The sequence below is a fragment of the Rhizobium sp. Root1204 genome (assembly GCF_001424965.1).
GTDB lineage: Bacteria > Pseudomonadota > Alphaproteobacteria > Rhizobiales > Rhizobiaceae > Pararhizobium.
Genome location: NZ_LMCZ01000021.1, coordinates 26,994 through 42,521 on the forward strand (window position 1 = coordinate 26,994; position 15,528 = coordinate 42,521).

Below are 15,528 nucleotides of genomic sequence, written 5' to 3' on the forward strand. Positions count from 1 at the left end.
GGCAATCGTAAGATAGGCGAAAATTCTACGCATGATTGTCCCCCCAAACGAACCGAGCGGCACGAGAACCCTGGTTTCAGAGTAATCGGTGTCTGTGTGCGTTTGGACGTATGATACCGGATCATACGACTATCTGATTGACACTATGGGCCTTGAGCGTTTCGGCGCCCATCGCGCCTAATCCTATTTTGATGCGCTTTCGACGTTCCACCGGCGCCTTTTGATCAGATGCCGGCACCAAGTGCTGCAGTCGCATGGCGAAGAATACAACGCACACCGGCATCCCCCCAATTGTTTCAATAGTTTTAGACGTTTTTTCGATTTCTGGTGCTCGCAGATCGCAAACGTGTCGGCGTCCTGCCACTCCACGGCGAATATGCAGCGCGCAGCTAAATCCGCGTACTCTGTTCCAATTCTCGGCTAGACTGGGCAAAGTGACCCTATCCCAGCTATACGCGACTCCGCTGAACGGTTGGCCCTACCGACAGGCCACATGTGAAAACAGATTTGGATTACCGTAACATACGTCCTCATTCCCACCACGCCATGTAAATTCTTGCTCATCGACGTAACTCGCTTCCGTGCGAAAACGAGGGCAAAAAGTTGACACGTAAGGTTCTTTTCGCAGCGTTTGTCTTCTCGACACTCAACTTTGCAGCGCCCGCGCTTGCACAGACACTAAGCTACGCAGACGCCGTCACGAAACTCGCGGACGACTGCGGTTCTGATATCAAAAAGCTATGCAGAGGTTTGAACCTTGGCAGCGGTAGAATTGCTGCGTGCCTGCAGCAGAACTCGGACCGGGTTTCGCCGACATGCAAGGGGACGATCGCTGATGTGTTCCAATCGATCACCAAGCGCGAGCATGCCCAAACTTCATATGAAAAAGTGTGTCAGCGGGATATGATCAAGAGTTGCGGCGGTGTCGAGGGAGATGGCTTTATCCTCAATTGCCTGATCAAGAAAAAGCGGGTCAGTGAAGAATGCAGTCAGGTGCTTACCGATGCGGGATGGAGATAAGCCGATGCGCCAGGCTCTTTCAAAAATACTGTTCCTTGTCGCCGCCACATTTCTCACCCCAGCGGCTGCATTGAGCCAGGAGGTATCCCAAGAGCGGATTGTCGAAGGGCTCGGCAAACTGACCATGGCTGCGCCGGCGATAGACCTAGAGATTCTTCGGCAGGAGGCAATCGACGGCCGGGACCAACCAATGTCGGCGCTTCCCAACTGGAGGAAAATCGCCAAACTACCCCAGATGGTCGTCGAAATAAATTTCGAAAACGATTCAGTCGCCATCGATCCAAAATCGTATCGCACGCTTGGGCTCCTTGCCGATGCGCTGCACCATCCGAACTTGTGGGATTACAAGTTCCTCGTTGTCGGTCATGCCAGCTCTACAGGGAATGAGAAACACAATCTCGAACTGAGCGATCAGCGCGCAGCCGCGATAAAGGAAGCATTGGCAACCACATTCGCCGTCGGCCCAAAACGCCTCTATTCCATCGGCGTGGGAGAATACCTTCCTATCCCTGGGTCCGACAATGCCGCCTCAAGCAACAGGCGTGTACAACTTATCAATCTGGGCGTATTCCAGAAGTAGATATGGTTCGGAAGGTGCCGCGTCGCCATAGTAACCCAGATGTAAAACCACTTTGCGGCTGAAGCTTGCTTCAGTGTGCTTTCGGACGGAACAGCTGTTCAATATCACAATGCCTCGGCTTCTGAAGCCAGTACCCTAACGGACCAATGCTGGCGATGCGCGCCGGACGATCGAGGCGCTCGGTATAGCCACCATGCCGACGCACACGGCATCGCCCGGGATATCGTCAGCAGCTTGAACGGCTTATCGCACACTTTTCTGCAAATCCGCCCCATCGGCAAGAATGGCGGCCGCTTCGTTAAGCAGGACATCCTTGGCATTCTTACGGGCGTTTTCGATTGCAATATCGGCGCTCAGGCTGCGTTCATTTGCTTGCAGCCCATCATCTGCATCGAGGTTCACACCATCCTTGATTTCCGGTCTTGCCTTGAAACGCTTTGCCTGAGCAGCCAGTTCGTTCCGGCGTTCGGTTAGGTTGAGGGAAACAACACTTTTCTCGCGCTGGGCTTTCAATTCGGCAATATCTTCAACGAAGCGCTGAAAATCCTGATCGTTGCGAACGCGGGCATCGTGGCGGGTTTGCAGTTGCGGTAGCACAGCTGATAAATTTCCGGCCGGTACATATTTCGCAGGTTTGATCTGCTGCCATGGCAGTGCATTATCGTAGCTTGCTTCACCAAAGCTCTTCGGGTCCGAAAAACCCGGAAGATTGATATCCGGGGTCACGCCGCGCAGCTGGGTTGTCCCGCCGTTTACCCGGAAAAACTGAGCGATCGTTAATTTCATCTCGCCAAATTTCGGTTTGCTGTTGTTCGCCGTCTTGTCAAGATTGACCACAGTTTGCACGGTGCCCTTGCCAAAACTGGGCTCGCCGACGATCACGCCGCGGCCGTAGTCCTGAATCGCTGCGGCGAAAATCTCAGAGGCGGATGCCGAACCGCGATTGATCAAAACACCAACCGGACCTGTCCATGCAGGCTTGGAGAAATTATTGCTCCCCACCTCCACCTTGCCATTGGCACCGCGTTGCTGAACCACCGGACCTTTCCCGACGAAGAGCCCGGTGACTTCAATTGCTTGGGTCAATGACCCGCCGCCATTATTGCGCAGATCGACAACAACGCCATCGACACGGTCCTGCTTCAGTTCGTCAAGAAGCTCTCCAACATCGCGGCTGGCACTTCTAAAATCGGGGTCGCCTTTTCGCCGCGATTCGAAATCCTCATAAAATGCCGGCAGAGTGATCACTCCGATTTTGCGCTGCGTGCCGCCATCCTTTACGAATAAAATGGATTTTCTCGCGGCCTGTTTTTCAAGACTTATCTTATCGCGCGTAAGAGTGATGACGCGATGGCTGCCGTCTGGTCCTGCATCCGCAGGCAATATTTCCAACCGCACGACGGAGTCTTTTTTACCACGTATCATTTGTACGATTTCATCAAGGCGTGTGCCAACCACTTCCTTGATCGGACCATCCTGGCCTTGTCCGACACCAGTGATACGGTCACCGACCAAGAGTTTTCCGGACAATTGCGCCGGACCGCCCGGGACGAGTTCACGGATCGTGGTGTAGTCGTCACGTTCCTGCAACACTGCCCCAATTCCAACAAGCGAAAGCCTCATGGAAATATCGAACTCAGCCGCAGCCCTCGCGCCTAAATAGTCCGTGTGTGGATCAACCGACCCCGTGTAGGCATCCATGAAAAACTGGAAGACATCCTCGCTCTTATATTTGAAAGCGCGCTCAAGGAAGTTCTGATAGCGTTTGTCTAGCGTATCACGAATGGCGACATCTGATTTTCCCGCCAGTTTCAGCCGAAGCCAATCGCTCTTGACACGTTTGCGCCAAAGATCGTCGCTTTCTGCCACCGATTGCGGCCAAGGAGCATCATCGCGCAACACCGAGTAAACTTCCTGCACACCGAAATCGAAGTTCGATTTGAGCAAGGCACGTGCATATTTCATACGCTCGACGATGCGCTGTTCGAACACGTTGAAAATGGAAAACGGGATTCGCAAGTCTTGCCGTTTAATCGCATCGTCAATATTGGCGCTGTCAACCGTGAACCTGTCGATGTCTGCCTGGAGGAACATCATCCGTTCCGGATCCAGAGACTTGATGAATCGAGTCATAATCTTGGCAGATAAGGCGTCATCAAGTGGTATTGGCCTGTAACCGAAACGCGTGAGAAATTGCGCACTTAAGCGAGCAGCTTGCGCCTGTTGCTGCAGCGGCTCCAAAACGGGCGGCAGCCCAGCCTCCAGAGCATATGCCGATGGCGCGATTGCCAGAAAAATTGAAAGCAGGCCATAACGTATGCGCATTCAGCTGTGATCCAGTTCTTGATATGGCGCCATTGATGATCGCCGTATGGGGGGATTTGGCTCTTTGACAACATAAAGAGATGCGCTGCCTTCTTTCACCATCCCTGTTTGCAATCAATTCTGAAGAGCCACATTCCTTCCATCAATTCAATATCTCGTGACGGGCCGGCCATCCAAGACAATCGCGTGGATCGGACCGTGGCGGCAATAGCATGTGCCGCCGCTACACAGGCCATTTGTTACGGCCTGGCGGGGCCAGGATACGGATGGCCCTTGGAACGCACAACCCGCGAACCAACGGTTATCGGCCGGCAAAACTGTGAAACGGGAGTGGACCCCAAAAATAAACATGATAATTACAATCCAGTAATAATGCATATTTCCAGAGCCGATGCTCTTTCGAGCCTGGCAGCAACCAGGATGAACCGATGAGTACCGGTAGAGACGATATGCGCCAATACTCCCATTGGATCGAACCTGACTTGCTTGGACTGGGACCATGATCGACGTTGAAACACGCCACGCGGTCTACATCGCCAACCGAACGGCATTAATTGCCTATGCCATGCGCATTCTCGGATCACGGGAGGTGGCGGAGGACGTCGTACAAGATGCCTTCCTGCGGTTCGCCCCGGCCAACAGAAATACCGGCACTCCAGCAGAAACACTTGCTTATCTCTATAAAATCGTCCGCAATCTTTGCTTCGATTTTCTCAAGCGTCAAAAAATCGAGATCCGCGAAAAGCAGACCGAACCACCGTTTTGGTCGATACCGACCACAGCGCCCACACCGGAAGACTTTGTTGTTGTCGCGGATGAAGTAAAACAGATCGCGCGGGTTCTGAGCGACCTTCCAGCCGATATCCGCATCGCCCTCGAGATGCACCGGTTCGGAGGTTACAATCTGGAAGAAATCGCCGCGTATCTGGACATCTCGGTTGCAACCGCCCATCGCCATGTGCGCACGGCCATGTTGCGGGTGGCAACCATGTTGATGGCGAATGCATCGTAGAATACCGCAATGCGAGTGAAAAAAAATCGGCCGCAGTTCGTCTTTGTAGAATAGGGGATAATTCGGTTAGAAAATGTCCCAAAGGACATGGCCCGAGCGGCGCAGGAAGTATTTTGAACCAGGACAACCACATATCGCCAGGGATACTGGAAGAAGCCATGGGTTGGTTTCTCGATCTCAAGGATCGGCCGAACTGTCCGCAGACGCACCAGGACTTTCAGGTTTGGATTTCCCGTTCGCCGGAGCACGAACGCGCCTTTGAACAGGCGTTGAAGACCTGGAGACTGCTGGGTGAAGGCGCGCCAGCCTATGAGCACCTCTGGAAGCCGAAAGCTCTCACCGCAGCATCCGTGCCGGTACGCCGTACATGGAAAAGGACCGTCGCCGGGGCGACGCTGGCGCTTGCAGCCTGTGCAGTCGCCCTTCTTGCCGGCCCTTCCGTCCTTCTGCGGCTAAGAGCCGATCACGTAACGGAGACAGCCGAGAGCCGAACGCTTAGGCTCGAGGATGGAACCGTCATCCAGATGGGCGGCGACAGCGCCATTACGACCGAGATCACTGCATCCGTCCGGCGCGTGACACTCTTGTCCGGCGAGGCCTTCTTCGATGTCGCCCATGATGAACGCCGCCCCTTTACGGTCGATGCCGGCGGGGTTTCCGTTGCCGTCCTCGGAACGGCTTTCGACGTGCAATTGGGAGGGCATGAAACAACAGTCGAATTGGCGCGCGGCACCGTGGCCGTTTCCTACGGCGAACGGGACCACAAACAGAACTTCGAGATGGCGCCCGGTGAAATGGCGGCGGTCGACCGCGATACAGGCACCGTAACGCGCGGGACCATTGCGCCGGAGGAAATCGGCGCCTGGCGAACTGGAAAGATGTTTATCAACGACGTCACGATCGCCGTCGCGACCGAACGGCTGCAGCGATATCATCCGGCCTGGATCAGCGTGCCTGACGCGGCGCTGGCCGGCCAGAGAGTGACCGGGCTCTACGATCTCGACAATCCCGACAGAGCTCTTGAGGCCATGGTGAAGCCGTTTGGCGGCAGGATTTGGGAGGCAACGCCCTATGGGCGCGTGCTGACCAGATTCTAAGCTGACAAAAATAATCAGCAAAAATGCGGACAGGGTGAAAAAAAATCCGCAGCTGGTCGTCTTTGGTGGGAAGCGCACGCTGGGGCAGTGCGCAGCAAACCGAGACGGGGTCAAGATGGGTTCGCCGAAATGCCGGAATGGAAATGTAATCTCGCAAACAGGAAGCCGTCGTGCCATCGGCTTGCGCCTGCTTGCCACAACGGCGATCGTCGGACTGTCGGCCCTTGCCGTGGGCTCTCTGAATAGCGCGTCCGCTCAAGAGAGAACCGCGCGCATCAGCAACGCCCGTACATTCAACATCCCCTCCCAATCGCTGGCCAGCGCCCTGAATGCCTTCGGCCGGCAATCCGGCCTGCAGGTAACGCTTGCCGCTTCCACCTCACGGGGCGTCCAATCAAACGCCGTCAACGGGACGCTTGAGCCGCGACAAGCGCTGGCGCAGCTCCTATCCGGCACAGGCATAACCTATGAGATTTCCGGTGGGACAGCGGTCATCGGATCGGCAACTTCGACTGCCGGTGGCACGGACGGAGGGGTGAGTGTTGCCGGTGCCACGGCACTCGACCCGATCTCCGTTTTCGGCGGCAACGGCCGTCTTGGGGCCGGCGAAATCCAGATTTCGGCTGAAGACCTTGAGCAGAAGAATCCCGCCAATATCGCCGACGTCTTTGCCGGCGAGCCGGGCATTTCCGTCGGAAGCTCCCTGCCGATGGCACAGAAGGTCTATGTCCATGGCATCGAGGAAACCAATCTCGCGGTAACAGTCGACGGCAGCCGCCAGAACAACAAGGTTTTCCATCATAGCGGAACCAACCTGATCGATCCCAGCCTGCTCAAGGCTGTCGGCGTCGATGCTGGTGTCGCACCGGCAGATGCCGGTCCAGGTGCGCTCGGCGGTGCGATTGCCTATGAGACCAAGGACGCCCGCGACCTCCTGGACGGCGACGGCCTCGGCGGGTTCGTCACCTCGAGCTATAATTTCAACAGCGATACGGTCACCACCGGCCTTGCCGCCTACGGCCTGCACGACGGGCTGGAATTCCTCGGCGCCTTCAATTTTGGCGAAGGCAATGACTTCAAGGCGGGCAACGGCATTGATGTCGAAGGAACCAGCACCGATATCCTGAGCGGCCTCGGAAAGCTGGCCTACGAATTCGAGAGCGGCGACCGGGTGGAAATCAGCCACGAGCGTGTGCACGACGATGCACCGCGGCCCTACCGCGCCAATACCGGGTTCATTGATGGCCGTCCGCCATGGGAACCGCGGGTTCGCGACTATACACTCGACCGCCAGAACACCGTATTTACCTACACGGACAGCACGCCAGAAGGCTGGTGGGATCCGAAGCTCGTGCTTGCCTACAGTAAGACGGAGCTGGAAATTCCGGTCTTTCTGCCCCCACGGTTGGCCCTCCCGCCCTATGACGCCGTGGGCACCACGGAAAGCTTCAATGGCAAGTTCGAAAACAAATTTTCCTTCGACATGGGCAACGTCGTCGCGGGTGTGGATTTCTACAACGACAAGGCGGAACTCGAGGACCAGTTCGATCCGGGCACCGAAAAATCCCGCAATGTCGGCATCTATGCGCAGGCCCGCATCGAACCGTGGGAAAGAACGCGGCTTTCCTTTGGCGGACGCGGCGATACCCAGAAATTCACCGGTACGACCGGCGAGGAATGGAACAACTCTGGCTTCAGCGGTAACGTCTCGGGCGAGTACGATCTCATTGAGGACGTCCTCATCGCAAAAGGCGGCTATTCGCATGTCTGGGGTGGCGTTCCGCTTGCGGAAAACTTCATCGTCAATCCCAACTGGGATTATGGCAGCGGTCCCGAACCTGTGACCGCCGACAACTACAATGTAGGGCTGGAAGCCAACTATAACGACTTCACGATCGAAGGAAGCATCTTCCAGACCAATCTCGATGACGCCCGCTCGCCGCGTTACTCCCTTCCCGCCGGCGACCCGAACCTGCCTGCCATCAGGATGCAGGACGTTCGCTCAAGAGGATTTGAAATTGGCGGCGGGTACAGTTGGGGTGACGGCAATTTCAAGGTGAAGTACGCAAATATCGACGTTGAGATCAACGGCCAGCCGGCTGATTCCGATCTCGGCACCTATCTGGCTGCACCGGCCGGCGAAATCATCACGCTACAGGCGATCCATACGTTTACCGACTGGGGCGTGACGGTTGGGGCCGATGCCGAAATTGCGCTCGATTATGATGACGTCGCGGCCGGCAGCAAACCGTTTGACGGCTACGAGGTCTTCAACGCCTTCGTCGAATACAGGCCGCCGGCCCGGCCGAACCTGACGTTCCGCGCCGATCTGAAAAACATCTTCGACGAAACCTATTCCGATCGCGCCACGTACGGACAGGAATTCGGAACTGTCACCCCGCTCTACGAACAAGGCCGCGCCTTCATCCTGACGGCTAAGGCAACGTTCTGATCATCTCGATCTGAATGCCCGACAACGCGGGCACAGACTACAGGGAGCGGGGTGAGCCCCCGCTTTCTGCGACCAAAAAGCTGAAAACAGGAATTCCGATGCGAGAAGCGACAACCCGTTTTGCGACGGAAAATGGCCAGAAATATCTGACCCAGCTCTGCAAGCATTTCGCCCACAAGATCGACGTCACTCAGTCAGGGGATCAAGGTGAACTCAGGTTTTCATGCGGAACCGGATATCTCAAAGCGAAGTCCGATGGATTGCATATCCGCGTGCTTTCCCCTGACGACACCAACCTGAACGATACGAAATCCGTCATCGAGGATCATCTCCTGCGGTTTGCATTCCGAGAAAATGCCGGCCCGCTCGTTTGGTATCCGGTCGGCTCGGCGACAGTCAATTTCTTGGAAGACAAAGATGATCAGGATTAAAACTACATCCCTCGCAGGACTTCTGGTGTTCGCCTTTGCAGGCAACGCCATCGCCGCCGATCTCGAGACGGCGAAAGGCCCGGTCTCGATCGCGGCGACACCGGCCAAAATAGCCGTGTTCGACATCGCAGCGATCGATACGCTGGATAGCCTCGGCATCAAGATCGCCGGCCTTCCATCCAATCTTTATTTGCCGGAACTGGCGCATCTGAAGGACGGATCGACGGTCGTCGGCGACATTTTCGAACCCAATCTCGAGGCCTTGAGCGAGCTGCAGCCAGATCTCATCATCCTTGGAGGGCGATCCTCGCCACAGGTCGAAGCGACGTCGCAGGTCGCGCCGACAATCGACATGACCATGGATGGCGATGATCTTCTGAAGCAGGCAAAAACGCGGCTGTCGAGCTATGGGGCGCTGTTTGGCAGGCAGGCGGAAGCTGAGACCACCGCAAAGGCGCTGGACGCTGTGGTCGACAAAGCCCGCGCCGCCGTTACCGGCAAGGGCAAGGCGCTAATCATCATGACCAATGGCCCGAAGGTGACTGCCTATGGACCGGGATCGCGCTTCGGCTGGGTGCACGCGGCACTCGGCCTGCCGGCGGCGGTCCCGGATGTCGAGGCGGCAACCCATGGCGAAACGGTATCGTTTGAATTCATCCGCAATGCCAATCCGGACTGGCTTCTCGTTCTCGACCGAGCCGCCGCGATCGGATCGAAAGACCAGAACGCCAAGGCAACGCTGGACAACGAACTGGTGAAAGAAACCACGGCCTGGAAAAAGGGCCAGGTTATCTACCTGCCGGCCGGGGATTTCTACATCGCAGCCGGTGGTATCCAGGCGATGAGCCGGGTATTCACAGTCATCACCGGCGCATACTCCAAGGCGCAATGACCGTAGGACAGACAACAAAACATAATCTGGCAAAACTGGCCGCTTGTGCGGCCTTTGGCGTGCTTGTGACCTTGAGTATCTTCATCGGTGCCGGAGAGTTTTCGCCGTCGCGGGTCTTCGCCGATCCGGACGCGATCCAGCTGCTTTTCGCCAGCCGCCTGCCGAGAACGATTGCGGCAGTGCTGACCGGAGCTGCACTCGCCATTGCCGGCCTCATCATGCAGGCCATGGTGCGCAATCGTTTCGTCGAGCCTTCGACCGCCGGAACGGCGCAGAGTGCCGCCCTCGGCATCCTGATCATGACGCTTGCTTTTCCGGCAGCAACGCTCGCCGTGAAAATGCTGGCCGCCAGCATTCTCGCCCTGCTCGGCACTTCACTGTTCATGATGACCGCCCACCGGCTGCCGCCGACACAGCCCTATCTCGTGCCGCTCTTCGGCCTCGTATACGGCGGCGTGATCGGGTCGGTTGTGACGTTCGTCGGCTGGCAGACGGATCTCTTGCAGTTCGTCGATATCTGGACCAATGGCGAGTTTTCCGGCGTCGTGCGCGGACGCTACGAACTGCTCTGGGGAACTGCGATCATGGTGGCTATCGCCTGGTGGGCCGCCGACCGGCTGACGGTGCTTTCGCTTGGCCGGGATGTGAGCATCGGGCTCGGCCTCAGTTATCAGCGTACGCTGCAGCTGGGGCTGGTCATCGTATCGGTCATCTCGGCGCTGACGGTAGTGATCGTCGGGATCATCCCGTTTGTCGGCCTTGTCGTGCCCAATCTAGTGTCGCGCCTGATGGGTGACAACCTGCGCGGTACGATCCCGTGGGTGGCGCTGAGTGGCGGCACTCTGGTGCTTGGTTGCGACGTGCTCGGGCGCGTGCTGCGTTATCCCTACGAAATCCCTGTCGCAACGGTCATGGGCGTCGTCGGCGCTTTCCTGTTCCTGCGGCTGATGTTCAGCCGGGCGGCACATGTCTGATCGCCGGTTGATTCTGCTCACGGCCATTGCGCTCCTCGCCGTGTTTGCCTTCATGACCGTCGGGCTCAGGGGCAATATCGCGTTTGTGCTGCAATTGCGGGGACTGAAGCTGCTGGCACTGGTGCAGGTTGCCGTTTCGATTTCCCTATCGACGATACTGTTCCAGACGGTGACGGCAAATCGCATCCTGACGCCATCGATCATGGGGCTCGATGCTCTTTATCTTTTCGGTCAGACGGCATTGGTCTTTTCGCTTGGCGGCATCGGTTATATCAGCCTGAACGGCAACATGAAGTTTGGCGCCGAAGTGCTGCTGATGATCGTCCTTGCGATGCTTTTGTTGTGGCCACTGCTGAGATCGCGAATGGATATGAACCTGATGCTGTTGATGGGCGTCACGCTGGGTCTCCTCTTTCGAAGCCTGTCGATCCTTCTGTCCCGGATGCTCGATCCCAATGCCTTTGCCGTGGTGCAGACAGCGAGCTTTGCAAACTTCAACACGCTGCGGCCCGACCTCACCATCCTGGCAACGATTGCGACCCTGAGTGCCGCCGTTCTCTGTTGGCGCGCACGGCATGTGCTCGACATTATCGGGTTGGGGCGTGAGACCGCCATCGGTCTCGGGGTCAACTGGGCGAAGGCCGCCGCCAGCCTGCTGTTGCTCGTTGCCTTGCTTGTCGCCGTCTCGACGGCACTCGTCGGGCCGGTGGCGTTCTTCGGATTACTGGTCGCGGCACTTGCCGAACGCCTGATGCGGACCCAGCGCCACACCCTGCTTCTGCCCACCGCAACTCTGATTGCCATCATCATTCTCGTCGGCGGGCAGGCAATGCTGCAGCACGGCCTCGGCGGCGCCTCGACGCTTGGCGTGGTGATCGAATTCGTCGGCGGCCTTGTCTTTCTGCTATTGCTAGTCACCGGAAGCCGGAAATGATCCAGATTGAGAATGTCTCGCTATCCTATCGTGATGCGCCGATCCTGCGCGATATCAACCTGTCCTTGCCGAAGGGCGGCATCACGGCACTGGTCGGGCCAAACGGCGCCGGAAAATCCAGCCTGTTTTCGCTGATCGCGCGGTTGCAGCCGCTTCAGGCAGGCCGGATCGTGATCGACGGGTTGCCTGTCGATACCACGCCCAGCCGCATCCTTGCGCAGCGCCTCGCCATCCTTCGCCAGGACGGCGCCGTTGCCAGCCGTCTCACCGTCCGCGAAATGGTCGGCTTCGGCCGTTTTCCGCACCATTATGGGCGGCCGGACAACAACGATCTCGCACTGGTCGATGCGGCTCTGGCACAGTTCGAACTCCAATCACTCGCTGATCGGTTCATCGACACGCTATCCGGCGGCCAGAGACAACGTGCCATGGTCGCGATGACCTTCTGCCAGGGAACGGACTATCTTCTGCTAGACGAGCCGTTGAACAACCTCGACATGTTCCATGCCCGGCAATTGATGCGCTCGCTGCGGACGATTGTCGACGAAAAGCAGCGTACCGCCATCATCGTTCTACACGACATCAATCAAGCGGCAGCCTACGCGGATCGCATCGTCGCACTTCGTGATGGACGGGTAATCGCCGACGGCACGCCGGACGAGGTTTTGACCAAAGACAATCTCGAGGCGATTTTTGGTTACCGTATGCAGACAAGGCAGATCAACGGTAAATCGATAATTTTGCATCACCTTTAACAGGCTTAAGTTGCCACTTAGAGGAACAACAGCGTAAATTAGGCGCGTTGATGGCAAAGGCTGTCTTTCATTGCACGCGGATTCATCTCTGCTTTTTCTCCTCAGATGCCAATTTAGGGAGCCCAGCACGACATATTTCTTGCAAAAACTTCTTTAGACCGAAGATAGGAACCTTGTGTGTACGAATGGCCGATTTGGGGCAGTCATCGGACTATCAGCTTTTGGTCTAGGTCCTTATCAAGCGGGCGTTCAAGGCTCGCCGCAAGTCGCGGACTGCAGCCGCATCCGATCTCCAATACGTGCATGCGCTCAGTGGAAGCACATTGATACAGGGGGTCCAGACGCAGCGACAAGTCTTGTCCCGTCAATGCTTCGCCACAGATGCCCGCCGGCGAGAGGTCTTCATTTTCGGCGGCGTATCCGCGGCTGCGAGGCTTGGATCGAGCGTGAACAATTCCTTGGCTTTTCCAACACCTTTCAACGCAAATCGCCCGACGGAAACGAGCTTGTCTCGTTCCTCCCCCAGCAGGAGATCGGCAAACTCTGAGGAGCAGAGCATGTTTCGTCCTGTGGATTGGCACATGTCGCTGATGCGGCTTACTTCATTGACTGGCTGGCCAACCACAGTGAAATCGAGCCGGTCGGGCGTGCCGATGTTGCCGTAGAACACATCGCCCGCATGTAGACCGAGATGGATGTCAGCGACAGGCAGGCCCTCTGTTTTGCGGCGGTGTTCAAGCTGGCCGAGCCGCAGCCGTAGATCGTGCTCCGCGTCAACGGCCGCCCGGCACGCATATTCCGGCCGGGAACTCGTAAACATCGCCAGCACACCGTCGCCGATCAGCTTCAGAACATCACCGCCGGCCGACTTGACCGCCTCAATCACCGCCTCTGCATAGTCGTTGATCAGAGGGATCAACTGATCGGCCTGCACGGACTCGGAGAGATGGGTGTAGCCGGTGATGTCGGAATACCAGAGCACGGCCCGGATACGCCTCACAGCATCATGTCGAATCGCGCCGCTAAGCACACGCCGGCCGGCATCGCGACCAAGATATGCTTCGGCGAGCGTCTTCGTCAGCCGGGTTTGGGCAGCGGACCTGATGGCGAGGCCGAGATGAGGCGTAAGTTGCGCCAGGCAGGCCACATCACCGTCGCTGAAACCGCCCGGCCGAGCCGTGGTGAAACGCGCATAGAAGGCATTGACGTCTTCGACTCGCACTGCCTGCCGCGTGCGGTAGACGAATGCCAGATAGTCAGTCTGGCCAGCGTCACACAATTCCTGGATCGCTGGATAGCCGTGCGTTTCGCCGCGCTCGAGCCGACAGCGCAACGAGGTCTCGCGCCGACGCAGCATTTGCAGGAAGGGGCTACGCGACCACTGACCCGCACCTTCCGGATCATGACTGCCGACTTGGTCTTCTTCTCGGAAAGGGTTTTCGGGATCCTCGTCCCAAAAAAACGCGCGCGCCTCATACATCGGATGAAGCGTGTCGATCATCACGAAGACTCTGCCGAGCGGCACTCCGGCCTCGACGCATCGTTCGCAGAATGCCCGCGTCAGCGAGGCCTCGTCTCGAATGCCCAGCAGGCCGGCTTCGGCCAACCAGGCGGCGATCTCGGTGCAATCACGGGTTTCCATGCCCCGATCATAGCGGCATCATCAGCAGGTAAAAAGCCGAATTGCGCCGCTGGGCTCGTTAATGTTGTCAGGGTCAATGCAGGACGAGAATTTTTAGTTGACACCGACGACGGTCATCGCTTGCCTGCCTAGCCGGATTTCTCATCGAGCGCGGACGATATGCTGGAGATGCTGACGCCGGCTCTCAGCGCTGCGCTCGGCGAACTGGAAGCCTCACCCGACGACCGACATCGAAGAGGTCGCTTGCCTGCTCGGCTATCAGGACACAACTTCTTTCTATCGTGCTTTTCGCGAATGGGAGGGCATGTCACCCAACCGCTGGCGCGAGATGAATACAGCCAGACATGATACCACGGTGCCAGTCGCTCTTCATTGAACGACAACTTTGCATACCAGGGGACCGGCGCCCCGAACCTACCGAGGGAGACACTGCATGAACCAACGCGTCGTTCTTGCCGGCAGCAACGGCCTGGTTGGCGGACTTGTGAAGGCCCGCCTCGCGGGGCAATCAGGCATGGAGCTCACGAACCTGGTCCGGCATGGCTCAGGGGCACCTGGTCATGCGATCAACTATGAAGAACTCTGTAAATCGCCAAAGGATATCCTCGGGAACGTCGCGCCCGGTGGCATCAACACGACGATCTCCTGCCTGGGAACGACCATCCGCACCGCCGGGTCTCAACCCGCTATGTTTCGCATTGACCACGACTACGTTCTTGCCGTCGCGCAAGGCGCTCGCGCGCTTGGGGCACGCCAGTTTATTCTTGTGACATCGGCTGGGGCCGGTGGGCCGGGCTTCTATCTCAAGACGAAGGGTAAGATCGAAGAGTCAGTGAGCAATCTCGGCTTTGAGCGAGTAGACCTGATCCGTCCGGGCTTTCTCATCGGTGGTCGTAGCGAGCGGCGTGTGTGGGAGTCGATCGGTCAAAATATCTTCGCGACGCTCACGCCTATCTTGTTTGGTCCGCTCGCTCGTTACGGTGCGATCCCAGCGGAGACCGTCGCGGATGCGATCGCAGAGCTTATTGGCATGGGATCGCCGGGCAGTTACAGGCACGAAAACACCGATTTGCGCCTCTTGTCCGCTAAACGAACTTCATCAGCCAGTAGGTGAGCCTTCCCCGGCCGTTCACCTGACCGGAACGGAACTCGCCGGTTTCCTCGTTCCAGGCCAGGATCGCCTTGGAGTGCGCGCCGCCCGCCGGGGTGCCGACGCGCAGAATCTCTTCCAGCATCTCCCGGTCGTCGTCCCCTCTGACAACGCCGGCAAGAGCCTCGCGGCTATTGAGAACCTGATTGGCAAGCGCGGTCAGGGCGTCGATGTCGACCCTTTTCGACCTGTGCGACGGCTTTGAACGTGGTCGGGTGAAATTCGACCACGCCCATGCCGCGTGTACCAAAATCGCAAAGGCGT

14 protein-coding genes and 1 pseudogene are annotated in these 15,528 nt (G+C 57.5%); 12 read left to right on the forward strand and 3 right to left on the reverse strand.

Features of this window, described 5'->3' with window-relative positions; genetic code table 11:
• The first annotated feature begins 603 nt into the window (after positions 1-603).
• Together ASC96_RS18165 and ASC96_RS18170 are read left to right on the forward strand one after the other, a co-directional pair.
• Positions 604-1,020, forward strand: coding sequence for a hypothetical protein (locus tag ASC96_RS18165; protein WP_060504538.1), 417 nt, complete (start codon positions 604-606; stop codon positions 1,018-1,020).
• A gap of 4 nt (positions 1,021-1,024) precedes the next feature.
• Entirely contained in the window at positions 1,025-1,600 is a 576-nt protein-coding gene (locus tag ASC96_RS18170) for an OmpA family protein (RefSeq protein ID WP_060504539.1), read from the forward strand.
• Positions 1,601-1,843: 243 nt separating this feature from the next.
• Here ASC96_RS18170 and ASC96_RS18175 read toward each other — a convergent pair whose 3' ends face one another.
• Positions 1,844-3,925 (reverse strand): carboxy terminal-processing peptidase, encoded by a 2,082-nt coding sequence (locus tag ASC96_RS18175; RefSeq protein ID WP_060504540.1) that lies wholly within the window; start codon positions 3,923-3,925, stop codon positions 1,844-1,846.
• Between the two features lie 499 nt (positions 3,926-4,424).
• Here ASC96_RS18175 and ASC96_RS18180 point away from each other — a divergent pair, with 499 nt between their 5' ends.
• The 8 genes from ASC96_RS18180 to ASC96_RS18215 all read left to right on the forward strand — a co-directional run bounded on the left by ASC96_RS18180 (position 4,425) and on the right by ASC96_RS18215 (position 12,472).
• Complete coding sequence (locus ASC96_RS18180; protein ID WP_060504541.1) at positions 4,425-4,937, forward strand: sigma-70 family RNA polymerase sigma factor; 513 nt, start codon at positions 4,425-4,427, stop codon at positions 4,935-4,937.
• A 158-nt stretch (positions 4,938-5,095) separates the two neighbouring features.
• Positions 5,096-6,034 carry a FecR family protein gene (locus ASC96_RS18185; RefSeq protein WP_060504542.1) on the forward strand — a complete coding sequence of 313 codons (939 nt, stop codon included), beginning with the start codon at positions 5,096-5,098 and terminating at the stop codon, positions 6,032-6,034.
• A gap of 115 nt (positions 6,035-6,149) precedes the next feature.
• Positions 6,150-8,486: a TonB-dependent receptor gene (locus ASC96_RS18190; protein ID WP_060504599.1), complete on the forward strand. Its 2,337-nt coding sequence runs from the start codon at positions 6,150-6,152 to the stop codon at positions 8,484-8,486.
• A gap of 14 nt (positions 8,487-8,500) precedes the next feature.
• Positions 8,501-8,917 (forward strand): DUF2218 domain-containing protein, encoded by a 417-nt coding sequence (locus ASC96_RS18195; protein ID WP_244482168.1) that lies wholly within the window; start codon positions 8,501-8,503, stop codon positions 8,915-8,917.
• On the forward strand, positions 8,904-9,809 hold the full coding sequence (locus ASC96_RS18200; protein ID WP_060504544.1) for a siderophore ABC transporter substrate-binding protein: 906 nt from the start codon (positions 8,904-8,906) through the stop codon (positions 9,807-9,809). Before ASC96_RS18195 ends, ASC96_RS18200 begins: the two co-directional genes overlap by 14 nt.
• Positions 9,806-10,783 carry an iron chelate uptake ABC transporter family permease subunit gene (locus tag ASC96_RS18205; protein WP_060504545.1) on the forward strand — a complete coding sequence of 326 codons (978 nt, stop codon included), beginning with the start codon at positions 9,806-9,808 and terminating at the stop codon, positions 10,781-10,783. The genes ASC96_RS18200 and ASC96_RS18205 overlap by 4 nt, the downstream gene beginning before the upstream one ends.
• Positions 10,776-11,717 (forward strand): iron chelate uptake ABC transporter family permease subunit, encoded by a 942-nt coding sequence (locus tag ASC96_RS18210; RefSeq protein WP_060504546.1) that lies wholly within the window; start codon positions 10,776-10,778, stop codon positions 11,715-11,717. Before ASC96_RS18205 ends, ASC96_RS18210 begins: the two co-directional genes overlap by 8 nt.
• The gene (locus ASC96_RS18215) at positions 11,714-12,472 is read left to right on the forward strand and encodes an ATP-binding cassette domain-containing protein (RefSeq protein WP_060504547.1); all 759 of its coding nucleotides are present in this window, start codon (positions 11,714-11,716) and stop codon (positions 12,470-12,472) included. The genes ASC96_RS18210 and ASC96_RS18215 overlap by 4 nt, the downstream gene beginning before the upstream one ends.
• A 364-nt stretch (positions 12,473-12,836) precedes the next feature.
• Here ASC96_RS18215 and ASC96_RS18220 read toward each other — a convergent pair whose 3' ends face one another.
• A complete protein-coding gene (locus ASC96_RS18220) occupies positions 12,837-14,078 on the reverse strand; it encodes an adenylate/guanylate cyclase domain-containing protein (RefSeq protein WP_244482170.1) in 1,242 nt (413 codons plus the stop codon).
• A 253-nt stretch (positions 14,079-14,331) separates the two neighbouring features.
• Here ASC96_RS18220 and ASC96_RS31945 point away from each other — a divergent pair.
• Positions 14,332-14,490 (forward strand): annotated as a pseudogene (locus ASC96_RS31945) (helix-turn-helix domain-containing protein); the annotation flags it as partial.
• A gap of 57 nt (positions 14,491-14,547) precedes the next feature.
• Positions 14,548-15,228: a hypothetical protein gene (locus tag ASC96_RS18225; RefSeq protein ID WP_060504548.1), complete on the forward strand. Its 681-nt coding sequence runs from the start codon at positions 14,548-14,550 to the stop codon at positions 15,226-15,228.
• Here ASC96_RS18225 and ASC96_RS32785 read toward each other — a convergent pair.
• Positions 15,200-15,514, reverse strand: coding sequence for a hypothetical protein (locus ASC96_RS32785; protein WP_156397640.1), 315 nt, complete (start codon positions 15,512-15,514; stop codon positions 15,200-15,202). The genes ASC96_RS18225 and ASC96_RS32785 overlap by 29 nt on opposite strands.
• Positions 15,515-15,528 lie beyond the last annotated feature (14 nt).

Excerpts from the sequence above, each read along its gene's own strand:
- ASC96_RS18170 (WP_060504539.1), top strand. The coding sequence starts at position 1,025 with ATGCGCCAGGCTCTTTCAAAAATACTGTTCCTTGTCGCCGCCACATTT.
- ASC96_RS18175 (WP_060504540.1), bottom strand. The coding sequence starts at position 3,925 with ATGCGCATACGTTATGGCCTGCTTTCAATTTTTCTGGCAATCGCGCCA.
- ASC96_RS18180 (WP_060504541.1), top strand. The coding sequence starts at position 4,425 with ATGATCGACGTTGAAACACGCCACGCGGTCTACATCGCCAACCGAACG.
- ASC96_RS18185 (WP_060504542.1), top strand. The coding sequence starts at position 5,096 with ATGGGTTGGTTTCTCGATCTCAAGGATCGGCCGAACTGTCCGCAGACG.
- ASC96_RS18190 (WP_060504599.1), top strand. The coding sequence starts at position 6,150 with ATGGGTTCGCCGAAATGCCGGAATGGAAATGTAATCTCGCAAACAGGA.
- ASC96_RS18195 (WP_244482168.1), top strand. The coding sequence starts at position 8,501 with ATGCCCGACAACGCGGGCACAGACTACAGGGAGCGGGGTGAGCCCCCG.
- ASC96_RS18200 (WP_060504544.1), top strand. The coding sequence starts at position 8,904 with ATGATCAGGATTAAAACTACATCCCTCGCAGGACTTCTGGTGTTCGCC.
- ASC96_RS18205 (WP_060504545.1), top strand. The coding sequence starts at position 9,806 with ATGACCGTAGGACAGACAACAAAACATAATCTGGCAAAACTGGCCGCT.
- ASC96_RS18210 (WP_060504546.1), top strand. The coding sequence starts at position 10,776 with ATGTCTGATCGCCGGTTGATTCTGCTCACGGCCATTGCGCTCCTCGCC.
- ASC96_RS18215 (WP_060504547.1), top strand. The coding sequence starts at position 11,714 with ATGATCCAGATTGAGAATGTCTCGCTATCCTATCGTGATGCGCCGATC.
- ASC96_RS18225 (WP_060504548.1), top strand. The coding sequence starts at position 14,548 with ATGAACCAACGCGTCGTTCTTGCCGGCAGCAACGGCCTGGTTGGCGGA.